We start from the raw sequence: 11,335 nt of genomic DNA on the forward strand, positions 1-11,335 counted from the left end.
CATTCTGAGAAACTTATGTCCAAAAATGCGTTTAGAACGCTCTTCTCTCCCAAAATTGATGTGGTGAAAGTGTTTTACGGACCAGAAACATTTTCTGGTTTTTCAAAGAAAATAGTTAGTCCCCGCTCATTTTCTCACTGTCGCTATCGGTCTATTGCATGCCTTAGATATTTTCCTTATTGGTAAATTTATCATTAGACTTCTATTCTAAGCTAAAAGGTTTTGATGGGGGCTGAGTCGTACCCGCTGCCGTTTCATCTGGCAAATGGAGTTCCTCAGTCAAGGAAGGGACTTATCCAACACGGAGTATAGTGCCATGCATCATTCATTATCCTTGCCGATTTTATTGTTGTCGTCTGCGATTGTGCAGGCGGCAGTTCCAGAAAGCCTTGCTATACCGCAGGCTTACCTCGATAGTCATCCTCATCCCGTTCATACAACTCCACCTCCGGCTTATGCCGTGGATCGTATTCTCGTTAAATTCCGTCCCGGTGCAGCGGCGTCTGACGTAGGGGAGTTGATGCATGAGAGCAGAGCAAAATCGCTCAAAGTCATTTCCGGCATTGATGTGCATGTCTTGCAAGTGCCCGTTGGAACAGTGGAAGCGCAGTTAGCCCGTTTTAACCAGAACCCGAATGTGTTGTATGCAGAACCTGATATCAACCACATTGTTCAGTATGTTCCCAATGAAGGTCTCGGTGGAAGTATCTATGCTAGTGACTACTTTTCTGAGCAGTGGGCGCTCAATAATACTGGGCAAGTACATTCTACCGTGGTGAATGACCCACTATTTGGTCCGTATCTGGATGAGGCCTCTGGCTTGCCTGGTGCAGATATCAATGCTCCCGAAGCTTGGGATATGACGAAAGGTAGTTCTGCCGTCAAGATAGCAATTCTCGATTCCGGTATTGATTGTCGTATGGCAGGGGATAGCGTGAGTAGCATTGAGTTCGGGAACGGAAAATGTGTTGAGCAGCAGAAATTTGTCACCGATTATCAAAGTGATACGTTAGAGGATGTGGTTGGACACGGCACCCATGTCGCAGGTATTGCGGCGGCTCAGACAGATAACGGTATTGGTATTGCTGGGGTCGGTTTTAACAGTTCTGTTGGCAACCTGAAGACGTGCTACGAATATCTGATTTATAGCTGCGACCCATTTTTTGGCTGCTTCCTTATCGCTGCGACGGGGGTATGCCCGCTATCTTCCTCCATTGATGCGATCACCTATGCTGCCGATAACGGCTACCACGTGATTAACATGAGTTATGGCTCTGATGAAATCGATGAAGAGAGCAACCCGATTAGCTTAGTCGGTTATAGCCAAGCGGAAAATGATGCCGTTAACTACGCTTGGGGGAAAGGCGTGTTGTTAGTGAGCGCAGCAGGGAACGCCGGAGACCCGATAAAGAACTACCCCGCAGCTTATGACAACGTGATTGCCGTAGGTGCGACGGATGACGATGACAATCGTGCCAGTTTTTCTAGTTTCGGTAGCGATTGGGTGTCGCTAATGGCACCCGGTGACAGTATTCTCTCGACGATGCCAAATGAGCAGTGTGGCACCTTCGATTACGATAATGACGCCTGTCTGCATTGGCAGTCGGGTACATCCATGGCCAGCCCTCATGTTGCTGGCGCAGCTGCGTTACTTTGGGCATACAAATATGCAGATCAGTTATCCGATCCTGCAACTTGCCAAGATGCCTCTGGCGTACCTTGTAACCAGATGATTCGTATGATGTTGGAACAGGGAGCGGATCCAATAGGTGCTGATGGGCAAGATTTACAGAGCATCTCTCAATACGGACGACTTAATTTGGTGGGAGCTCTGACTGCAACACCTTCGGAACCGCCACCACCTCCTCCTCTAGTCGTTAAGGCACCAGAAGCTCTTTCCATCTCGATCAACAATAGTATTGTTTCTCTCACTTGGAACTATTCGGGGGATCAAGGTGCCATTGCAGGCTTTAGAGTCGAACGCGAGAGTTGGAATGCAAAACGTAATCGATGGCAAAGCCTAAGCAGTTGGGATGTTCTCGACCCTACTGCCACGACGTTTGAAGATTCCAGTGCCAATGGCGAAGTGCATTATCGTGTTGGCACCATTCAGCAAAGCGATGGTTCTTTGTTCTGGAGTGGATGGAGCGATAACATCACGGTTGCTGGTTCTGGTGGTGGTAAGGGCGGCGGAAAAGGTGGAGGCAAGCCGAACAAATGAACGCCATGAAAAAGGCCCGAGAAGAGGGCCTTTTTGTGTTTTTAACTTTCTATGTTTTCAATATCGAACAGAGATAAATACGGCTCTGTGGCTAAAGATTTGCCACGAATTGTTTATTAAACTCAGCGTTTACTTTATCGCTTAGCTGTTCGTATTTTTCGCTCAACGCAATTTGCTGCGCTTGTAGATGAGTTGGGTTCTTAGCAAGATCAGAGGCATGAAGTTGGCTCATCTCCTCCATAAAGCCGCTAGTTAGCTGGCTGAAGATCGCGTCTTTACCGATAATAAAGCTCGCAAAATTCTCTTTCACGAATGCTTGTTCATTCGGGTTTAAGTTTTCTAAACCCAGACGTGCTTGGTTAGCAGAGGTCACATCATCAAACGTTGCGTTAGCTGGGTTCGTGCCTGGCTTCAGATAGGCGGCATCATTTTTAAAGTCATTGGCATTTTGAGTAAATGCGTTTTCAATCAACTTTTGAGAAAAGCTTCTGACTTCGAACGTAGACTGCACTGGCTTATGGTCGCTGACATTCTCAAAACCCTCTGTGATAACGCTGGTTTGGTGGTTCTGTAAGTTGCCCGTTTTGTTGGTTAAACCAGTGTTATCCAACTCACCGAAGTCAGGGCGATCTCGGCCTTCTTTCTGCTTAATATTGCCAGTGTGCTTATCTAGCTGCATGTAAGTATGGCTATCGAGTGGTTTGAACTTAAAGCCATGTTTCGCTAAGTGCGTATCATCGTGGGCAATTGGGTCGTACAGCACATCAGAGCCTTCAGCAACGCGCTTCTCACGTTCATTGAGATCGCCAGTGATCAGAACTTCCTCATTTGGATTAATACCTTCCATCAACTTGTTGCCTTCGAACTCACGTTTGACTTCTTTGTTGGAATCCAAGTGTGCAGAAATGACGTTTAAAGGTTGTCCATTGATCTCCAAAGCCGTTTTCACGCCGCCTTTATTACCTGTGATACCCATGAAGAAATCCATGTTTCGTCCACCGATGCCGTGACGATATTCAGACTCATTTTTCACGTTGATATCGACGCCATCTTTCGCAAAAACAGACATCGAAGTGTAGCTGATACCTTCACCAAGCCCTTTGGTCATGACTTTCATTTTATTTTGGCTAAGCAGGTTCATGCCATCGAGTTCTAGGTCGTTAGCAAGCAATTTCGATTCTTGTTCGGCAAATAAGACCACATCATAGTCACCCTTTTGGATAAGGTTTTGGAAGTAGTTCTTCGTCTCTGCAGGCATCTTTTGGTTGGCTTGGTTGTACGTTAACGTCAGGACCTTAACGTTGCCGTTGTTCTCTTTTTTGTGCAGTTGTTGGTTCATCAAGTTCAGCTTTAAGTCGCTGTTTTTCGATGAATCTGTTTTGCTAAAAAAGCGATTAAAAAAGCTGCGATTTTCTTTTTGTTTGAGGCTAATTTCACCATCATTGCTTTTGGTAACGCTGTATTCTTTACCAAATACAGAGCCAAATTTAACGGTATCGCCTTCTTTCGCATTGGTTTTGATATTTTGAATATCTGCGAGGTCTAAATTACCTCGATGTTGGCTATTAATTTGAATTGTCGACATAAAATAAACTCATTTCTAAACATGGTCGTTTTTAGCGGGATTAAATGAAAATCCCAGCAGGTAATTGTTCTGGAATTGCTGCTTCGTTATCGGTTTGTTCAATGAAGAGGTGCCACTGCTCAATTTTTTCTAGCAGTTGTTGGAATGTGTTTTGAACATAACTTTGAGGCTTATTAGCTAACGAAATAACCTTATAAACGGTCAGTCTGCGGCTGTCCGGCATTAAACCAACACCGAAACCACCTCGAAATGGTTCTAGCGCGTGTTCACCGATTGCAATTGCGATGGCTTCTGGCAGAGGTGTTGGCAACTCAACAGGGCTGGTCAACGACATGTGCAAATTGATGGTGGTTTCGTTCTTAAATATGGTTAAGAAAAGTGCTTCATCATGGTCATTTGTATTCGATGACAGTTCGCATTGAAATAATCCGTTTGCATCGAAGTTCGCGTCGTTACCTAAAAAACTGATGCTTTCTTGGTAGATATCCATTGTTTTCCCCTCAATCTAAAAATTTATTATGGTTATTACTCATTTTGGGAAAGAGTATAAGAGTGAGGGTGTGGAAGGATATTGAGTATGGGCGTAAGTTTTTATTTTTATCGTATCAACACGAACCACAACTAGAGGGCGGCAACCCGTTTAGTTCGTCTGAGAGTGGTTTGTCTGAATAAAGTATTCATCTTTTATTCATGGCTCATGTGAAGAATAACCATGTCTTTTACATGGAGAAAGAAGATGGACGCGAAAACGAACAATGCAATCTCAAAATCAATGATGTTTTTCCATTGGGTTATCGGGCTTGGAATGATTGCGGTACTCATTTCTGGTCTAGTCATGGATGATGAATCAAACAATTTACTTTTTAATGCGCACATGTCGTTCGGACTTTTAGTCTTAGCCTTGAGCGTGCCTAGGTTAGTTGGGAGACTCATTGGAGGTATGCCAAAACCTATGACTGAAAGAAGTAAATTTGAGTCTATCGCGGCGGCTGTGGTTATGTATTCTCTTCTGGCCTTAACTGTGGTGTTGCCTTTGTCTGGCATCGCGGTTTCTGTAGGAGAAGGGTACGGCCTGAGCCTGTTTGGTTTTGAATTAGTGAGTTCTGGCAGAGAAATACACATGCTGAAAGAGCTGGGCGAGGGGATCCACGAGTTTAGTGGTGAAGCGTTGTTGCCATTCCTATTGGTTTTGCACCTTGGTGCCAGCTTTATGCATCACTTTATTAAGCAGGACGGAACGTTGCTGAGAATGTTGGGCAAAGCTTGATAAGACAAAACAAGAATGTGCTTCGAAGGTTTCTGAGCAACAAAATGGCAGGTAAGTGATACCTGCCATTTTAATATAAGCGAAAGGATGCCTAATTGTTAAATTAGGCTTCGCTTTGGATGACATCAAAATCGGTCGGCGTTCATCACTTTGGTCCACGCGGCGACAAAGTCTTCAACGAATTTTCCTGCGTTGTCATCTTGTGCATACAGCTCGGCATAGGCTCTGAGTATTGAGTTTGAGCCGAAGACAAGATCGACGCGGGTCGCTGTCCATTTTACATCTTTGGAGCGACGGCTGCGGATTTCGTAAAGGTTTTCGCCAACGGGTTCCCACGTGTAGTTCATGTCGGTTAGGTTAACGAAAAAATCGTTGGTAAGTTGGCCGACTCGGTCTGTGAACACACCGTGTTTGCTACCGCCATGATTTGTGCCAAGAACGCGCATCCCTCCGACGAGCACCGTCATTTCAGCGGCAGTTAACCCCATCAACTGGGTGCGATCCAACAGCATTTCTTCCGGTGTTACAACGTAGTTTTGTTTGAGCCAGTTTCGATATCCATCGTGCAACGGTTCTAACACCTCGAAAGACTCAACATCCGTCATATCCTGTGTTGCGTCGCCACGTCCTGGAAGGAACGGCACAGTGACGTTAACACCCGCCGCGCTGGCGGCTTGCTCAATACCGACGTTACCTGCTAATACGATCACATCAGCGACGCTGGCTCCCGTATCTTTCGCGATGCTTTCCAACACCGGTAATACTCGGGCTAGCCGCTCTGGCTCGTTACCTTGCCAGTCTTTTTGTGGTGCTAAGCGAATACGAGCGCCGTTTGCGCCACCACGTTTGTCAGACTGACGGAACGTGCGTGCACTGTCCCAAGCGGTTGTGACCATGTCACTAACCGATAACCCACTGGCGGCGATTTTGGCTTTTACCGCGTCTACATCGTAGTTTGCATTGCCGTGAGGAACCGGATCTTGCCAGATGAGGTCTTCTTGCGGGACATCAGGGCCGATGTAGCGAGCCTTAGGCCCCATGTCTCTGTGCGTTAATTTAAACCAAGCCCGAGCAAAGGTGTCGGCGAAATAGGCCGGGTCGCTATGGAAGCGTTCTGAGATTTTGCGATACTCCGGATCCATCTTCATCGCCATATCGGCGTCGGTCATGATTGGGTTATGCCGAACGTTAGGGTTTTCAGGATCGACCGGTTTGTCTTCCTCTTTAATGTCGATAGGTTCCCATTGCCATGCGCCGGCTGGGCTTTTTTTCAGTTCCCAATCGTAATTTAACAGCAGATGAAAATAGCCGTTATCCCATTGCGTTGGCTGGCTTGTCCATGCGCCTTCAATCCCACTGGTGACCGCGTTGTTGCCTACGCCGCGGGTTGTCTTGTTTAACCAACCTAATCCTTGGTCGTGAATGTCGGCACCTTCTGGCTCTGGGCCTAAATTGGCTGCATCACCGTTACCATGCGCTTTACCTACGGTGTGGCCACCAGCGGTTAGGGCAACGGTTTCTTCATCATTCATTGCCATTCGAGCGAACGTAACTCGTACGTCGTGCGCGGTTTTGAGTGGATCCGGCTGTCCATCGACGCCTTCTGGGTTGACATAAATTAAGCCCATCATCACAGCGGCGAGTGGATTCTCTAAATCCCGTTCACCTGAATAGCGGCTGTTAGGGTTGTTGGTAGGTGCCAGCCATTCTTTTTCTGAGCCCCAATAAATGTCCTTTTCTGGGTGCCAGATGTCTTCGCGCCCGAATCCGAAGCCGAACGTTTTCAACCCCATGGATTCATAAGCCATCGTACCGGCATACGCAATGAGATCGGCCCAGCTCAATTGGTTACCATATTTTTTCTTAATCGGCCAAAGGATACGTCTTGCTTTGTCGAGATTAGCGTTATCTGGCCATGAATTTAGCGGGGCGAAACGTAAATTACCGGTGCCCGCACCGCCGCGACCATCTGCGATTCGATAAGTCCCTGCCGCATGCCATGACATACGAATCATCAAGCCGCCATAATGTCCCCAGTCAGCAGGCCACCATTCTTGGCTATCGGTCATTAGTGCGATGAGGTCTTGTTTGAGTGCAGCGAAATCGAGTTTTTTGACTTCTTCTTGGTAATCAAAATCACTCGGCATTGGATTCGTTTTAGCGTCGTGTTGATGCAAAATATCGAGGTTGAGCGACTTCGGCCACCAGTTCTTTTCTGTTCTGTCATTGGTGGTCATGGAGCCATGCATTACGGGGCATTTGCCTTCGGAATGCGCATTTTGTTGTGTCATGTTAATTCTCCCATTCTTGCGTTTTGCGAGTGCTAGTCGTTACAACTGGTGAACAAACACGGGCATCCGTTATTAATTACTGATGTTTTAATACAGAGCATTATCCTTAGGTCGTTTCGCTCGGCGTTATTTCTGCAGCGATCGTAACATCCATGCTGTTTTTTCATGGATGCGCATTCTGTCCGACACCAACGCCACGCTAGATTCGTCATCCGCTTGTTGGGCTAGCTTTAACACTTTACGCGCGGTCTTTACGACTTGTTCGTGATTGTGTGTGAGTATGTCGACCATTTCCGTCGCGCTTGGAACGCCTTCAACCTCTTCAATTACACTGAGTTTGGCGAACTCTTTAAACGTGCCGGGAGCGGGAAAGTCCATTGTGCGTATGCGCTCGGCAATCTCGTCTACAGCCGTCGCAAGTTCGGTGTAGTGTTCTTCGAACATGAGATGCAGTTCTCTAAAGTTTGGGCCTTCCACATTCCAGTGGAAGTTGTGCGTTTGCAGATAGAGCGTGTAAGAATCTGCCAAGAGCTGCTTCAAGCCCTCTGCGGTGCTTAATCGGTGCTCTCTATCAATGCCGATATCGATGTGCGTCATGCTAGCTTCCTTCATTCCATCTGGTTTCACGACTTTTTGTAAGCCGTCAGCAAACAACTAAAAAAAGTATTGGATAGATGTTCTGATTTGTAAAAATGATAAAAATGAATGTAACGTTCGGAAATTTTGATTACTGAATGGAAGGCGTTGTCTATAGCAAATACCAACGCCCACAAAGCACACCGAGGTAACGGCGCGCTGCTGGGTTTAAACGATTTTGATTTCGAGACTATTTGAGAGATTGCTTCGCGATACGGGAAAGTGCTTCGAGACTGGAAACGTCCACATAGTTTGGGCGAAACGCGAGGGCTATTCTGCGGTGGGGGCCGGGCTCGTTTAAATGCACTGCTGATAATACTGGGTAATGCGTGACGAGTTGTTCCAGTGCCATTTCCGGGATCAAGGTTGTGCCCATTCCACTCATTACCATTTGAATTAACGTGTTTAGGCTGGTGGCACGGTATTCCTGATTGGCGGTTTGTTCAGAGAGGCGGCAGGCATCCAAAATATGATCTTTGAGGCAGTGGCCTTCTTTAAGCAGCATGAGGTTGGTTTTTTGGAGTTCTTCGGACGTAATGCTGCTTTTGTCTGTGTGCATTTGCCCATCGAGCGCGACCCAGTAAAAGTCTTCTTGCCAAAACTCTAACGTTAACAAGCCGTCACAAGGATAGGGGATGGCAAGCACGGCCGCGTCAATCTCACCGCTGTGAACCATGTCGACAAGGACATGCGACTGTTCTTCGACGATGTCTATTTTCGCGTTCGGGTACTGCTCTTTTAAGGTGAGTAACAACTTTGGCAGAAGATAAGGTGCAATGGTCGGGATCATGCCAATGGACAACGGAAAGCAAAAAGGTTCGCCGCAACTGTGGTCGAGGTGTGCCATGTCTTCCAGTTGAAGCATAATGTTGCTGGCTTTGTCTAAAACCTCACGACCAAGTGGCGTGACGAGCACTTTTTTATTGTCCCGCTCAAAAATCTTAATGCCTAGTTGACGCTCCAGTTCACTGACGCCTGTGCTCAACGTTGATTGGCGAACATGACACAAATCTGCTGCTTTACGAAAATGCAGCGTTTTTGAGACAGCCAAGGCATAAGATAATTGTTTTATCGATAGCATAGCGTTTATCCATCCGTTGAGTATTCTCGCCGTTCAAACTTCTCGTTCTAATGATCAAGCTTAGAAGATGGTTTTTTGTTGTTCGAATTTCCCTAACGCTGTACCTGCCTTTATTTACCATCCTTTCGCTCGGCATTGCCGTTCGATTCTGAGCGCGACTTGCTGTACTTGGTGATCAAGATAATCGGTCGAGCTCACCATTTGTCGCATGTCTTCAACAAAATGAGCGGGGCGAATCATCCGCAAAGTGTTTTCGTTTTTGCAAATAAAGTCGACACGTGGAATGCCAAACTCGTCCTCATATTCAACGATGTAAGTGGCGGCGGTTTGGTGATTAAGTTGTGTGTTGAGCTCGAACATCCAATTTAGATATTGCTCTTCAATCCAACTTGAATAGTGCTGCTGGAAATAGTTTTTAAGTGATTGATAGTTAGCACTATTGAAATGGTGATATGTACTTCGTACTGCCGATTGCGGCTCACTTGTCGTTGGTATGTACAGTTCTATGGGTAATTGATAGGGGTAGCGATCGTGGCTCCAATCTTCGATCACCGATTTAACGTGATTCAAAATGTAGTGCAGGGCGCTGAACAATCTCGCATAAACGAGGCGAGACCCGTAGAACAGGCGTAAATGTTCACCATTGTATTGATTGATGTAATTGAGCGGAATTTTATAATTCACGCTCAAGTCGTCTTCGTTAGTTGGAGTGACTGGGTCATTACTTTGCAATAACCAGTGTTGGTGCTTGCGCCAAAAGGCAATGTCGGCCGATAGCATGTCCGGCCAAGCGGTGATCGGGAGGTGCGAACGATTGGGGTCACTAAACGATATGAGGTCGTTCCCCTCACCGTGCAGTTTTTGTAATTCGCTATTGAGCTGATAAATCGTGTTAGGGTCAGCTTGCTGCCATAGGCGCTGCTTTTCTTCTTCACTATTACTTTCTAAGTACCCAGGCAGATAACGTTCATAAAGTCGTTCTTCTAACATAACTACTCTCTGAAAAGGCATCTGTTGATAGAAAGTATATACGCAGAAATGGGAAGCACAGTTCTTTACGATGTCTCATGAAGCCGATGAAAGCTCTGGATGAGATCGTGACGAATGCGCCTCCTAAGTGCTTGATGAGCAACGTTATGCTTATCTCGATTATGATAAATGAGCTTGTAGTCAATAAGTTGGTTGTTTATCGGGCAGAGCAATGTTTTCAGCTTGAGGGCGTCTAGTAATCAACGCGTAAAGTCGTTCAAGCTGCCGTTGTTACCACCACAAACCGCTCATCTTGTCCCCATCTTGGTTCCGCATTCATTAAATTGAGCTCCAACGCCGTTTGGTATGGGTCAACGTCAAAATGGTTGCTTATTAAACCCCAGAGCATCCAGTTGATTGCGGTTTCATTCTCGGTAAGCTCTTCGAGTGGCGCTCGGAGGAAAAAGTATTCATCCAAGCCATCGTCACCAAGCCTGTCATAGATAATGTTACGTAGCTCTCGATCCAAATCATGTTGGAGATTGATTGAGTCGTACAGTTGTTCTTCTGTTGGGCCATTCTCATGGCGATAAACATTGCGTTTTGACTCTTTGCATAAAGTACCAGAGCCTTTTTCAATACTTACGTTTTTTTGCGAGTGTTGTTCCAGTGCTTGGATAATTTCATTCTCTAATTGGGCGAGTTTACTCAGCAAAATTTGATCATCGGTGTTGTGCTCGTGAGTAGTCATTTTTTGAAAAGCCTTTACTCTCTCATAGACTGAATTCCCGTGAGTAAGCGCTGCAAAGCACTGCTCTCTGAGTGTTTCATTGGCTTGCCAAATGCCTGAGTAGAGCCCGTAGTCATATCGATACGGTGGAAGATCTTCAGTATCTTCGCCTAATATTTCTCTCCAGTGCCTTTGCCACTTTTCATTTTTTTCTTGTTTTACACTTGCGTATTGGCTAACCCAATGGTTACGAAGTGTTATGCCTACAATGGCAAGAGGCCATGGAGCGAGCAAGTAAAAATAATAGTGAGAAGAGTTATCCCAAAAGTAACCGTAAATATAAATACTAAATGCAATCACCCAAGTTCCCATAGTGCAAACAATAATCCCTGACATTATCGATGATTGGCGTTTTGTTTCTCTTAATGTATTACCTTCCGCACATAACCAAAAAATGCCGCCAAAAACAAAGGCAAACGTCATTAATAAGTAAGCAAGCCCCGCTCCTAAAAATCCCCAAAGTGACATGGTTTCTGATCCTTTTAAGTCCCACTT

At 46.0% G+C, this 11,335-nt stretch carries 9 protein-coding genes; 2 read left to right on the top strand and 7 right to left on the bottom strand.

Going from position 1 to position 11,335, the window contains the following annotated elements:
* Nucleotides 1-316: 316 nt before the first annotated feature.
* Nucleotides 317-2,221, top strand: a complete 1,905-nt coding sequence (locus tag UF05_RS06520) for a S8 family serine peptidase (protein ID WP_045545858.1) — start codon at nucleotides 317-319, stop codon at nucleotides 2,219-2,221.
* 91 nt (nucleotides 2,222-2,312) lie between these two features.
* Here the strand turns inward: UF05_RS06520 and UF05_RS06525 are convergent, their stop codons facing one another.
* Both UF05_RS06525 and ati1 read right to left on the bottom strand, forming a co-directional pair.
* The gene (locus tag UF05_RS06525; RefSeq protein ID WP_025630257.1) at nucleotides 2,313-3,806 is read right to left on the bottom strand and encodes a VPA0450 family T3SS effector inositol phosphatase; all 1,494 of its coding nucleotides are present in this window, start codon (nucleotides 3,804-3,806) and stop codon (nucleotides 2,313-2,315) included.
* A gap of 40 nt (nucleotides 3,807-3,846) precedes the next feature.
* Nucleotides 3,847-4,296, bottom strand: coding sequence for an Ati1 family type III secretion system chaperone (gene ati1 / locus UF05_RS06530; protein ID WP_017447901.1), 450 nt, complete (start codon nucleotides 4,294-4,296; stop codon nucleotides 3,847-3,849).
* 246 nt (nucleotides 4,297-4,542) lie between these two features.
* Between ati1 and UF05_RS06535 the strand changes: the two genes are divergently transcribed.
* Nucleotides 4,543-5,073: a cytochrome b gene (locus UF05_RS06535; protein WP_005479211.1), complete on the top strand. Its 531-nt coding sequence runs from the start codon at nucleotides 4,543-4,545 to the stop codon at nucleotides 5,071-5,073.
* Nucleotides 5,074-5,198: 125 nt separating this feature from the next.
* Here UF05_RS06535 and katG read toward each other — a convergent pair whose 3' ends face one another.
* The 5 genes from katG to UF05_RS06560 all read right to left on the bottom strand — a co-directional run bounded on the left by katG (nucleotide 5,199) and on the right by UF05_RS06560 (nucleotide 11,308).
* Nucleotides 5,199-7,364, bottom strand: coding sequence for a catalase/peroxidase HPI (katG, locus tag UF05_RS06540; RefSeq protein WP_045545857.1), 2,166 nt, complete (start codon nucleotides 7,362-7,364; stop codon nucleotides 5,199-5,201).
* A 126-nt stretch (nucleotides 7,365-7,490) separates the two neighbouring features.
* On the bottom strand, nucleotides 7,491-7,961 hold the full coding sequence (locus UF05_RS06545) for a Dps family protein (protein ID WP_045545856.1): 471 nt from the start codon (nucleotides 7,959-7,961) through the stop codon (nucleotides 7,491-7,493).
* A 229-nt stretch (nucleotides 7,962-8,190) separates the two neighbouring features.
* Entirely contained in the window at nucleotides 8,191-9,081 is an 891-nt protein-coding gene (locus tag UF05_RS06550) for a hydrogen peroxide-inducible genes activator (protein ID WP_045545855.1), read from the bottom strand.
* Nucleotides 9,082-9,195: 114 nt separating this feature from the next.
* A complete protein-coding gene (locus UF05_RS06555; protein WP_025632846.1) occupies nucleotides 9,196-10,071 on the bottom strand; it encodes a hypothetical protein in 876 nt (291 codons plus the stop codon).
* Nucleotides 10,072-10,327: 256 nt separating this feature from the next.
* A complete protein-coding gene (locus tag UF05_RS06560) occupies nucleotides 10,328-11,308 on the bottom strand; it encodes a hypothetical protein (RefSeq protein WP_045545854.1) in 981 nt (326 codons plus the stop codon).
* Between the last annotated feature and the right edge of the window lie 27 nt (nucleotides 11,309-11,335).

The sequence above is a fragment of the Vibrio sp. S457-15 genome (assembly GCF_000960545.1).
GTDB classification, from domain to species: Bacteria; Pseudomonadota; Gammaproteobacteria; order Enterobacterales; family Vibrionaceae; genus Vibrio; species Vibrio parahaemolyticus.

Bases quoted from the DNA above. Each gene is read 5' to 3' on its own strand.
- UF05_RS06520 (WP_045545858.1), top strand. From the start codon at position 317: ATGCATCATTCATTATCCTTGCCGATTTTATTGTTGTCGTCTGCGATT.
- UF05_RS06525 (WP_025630257.1), bottom strand. From the start codon at position 3,806: ATGTCGACAATTCAAATTAATAGCCAACATCGAGGTAATTTAGACCTC.
- ati1 (WP_017447901.1), bottom strand. From the start codon at position 4,296: ATGGATATCTACCAAGAAAGCATCAGTTTTTTAGGTAACGACGCGAAC.
- UF05_RS06535 (WP_005479211.1), top strand. From the start codon at position 4,543: ATGGACGCGAAAACGAACAATGCAATCTCAAAATCAATGATGTTTTTC.
- katG (WP_045545857.1), bottom strand. From the start codon at position 7,364: ATGACACAACAAAATGCGCATTCCGAAGGCAAATGCCCCGTAATGCAT.
- UF05_RS06545 (WP_045545856.1), bottom strand. From the start codon at position 7,961: ATGACGCACATCGATATCGGCATTGATAGAGAGCACCGATTAAGCACC.
- UF05_RS06550 (WP_045545855.1), bottom strand. From the start codon at position 9,081: ATGCTATCGATAAAACAATTATCTTATGCCTTGGCTGTCTCAAAAACG.
- UF05_RS06555 (WP_025632846.1), bottom strand. From the start codon at position 10,071: ATGTTAGAAGAACGACTTTATGAACGTTATCTGCCTGGGTACTTAGAA.
- UF05_RS06560 (WP_045545854.1), bottom strand. From the start codon at position 11,308: ATGTCACTTTGGGGATTTTTAGGAGCGGGGCTTGCTTACTTATTAATG.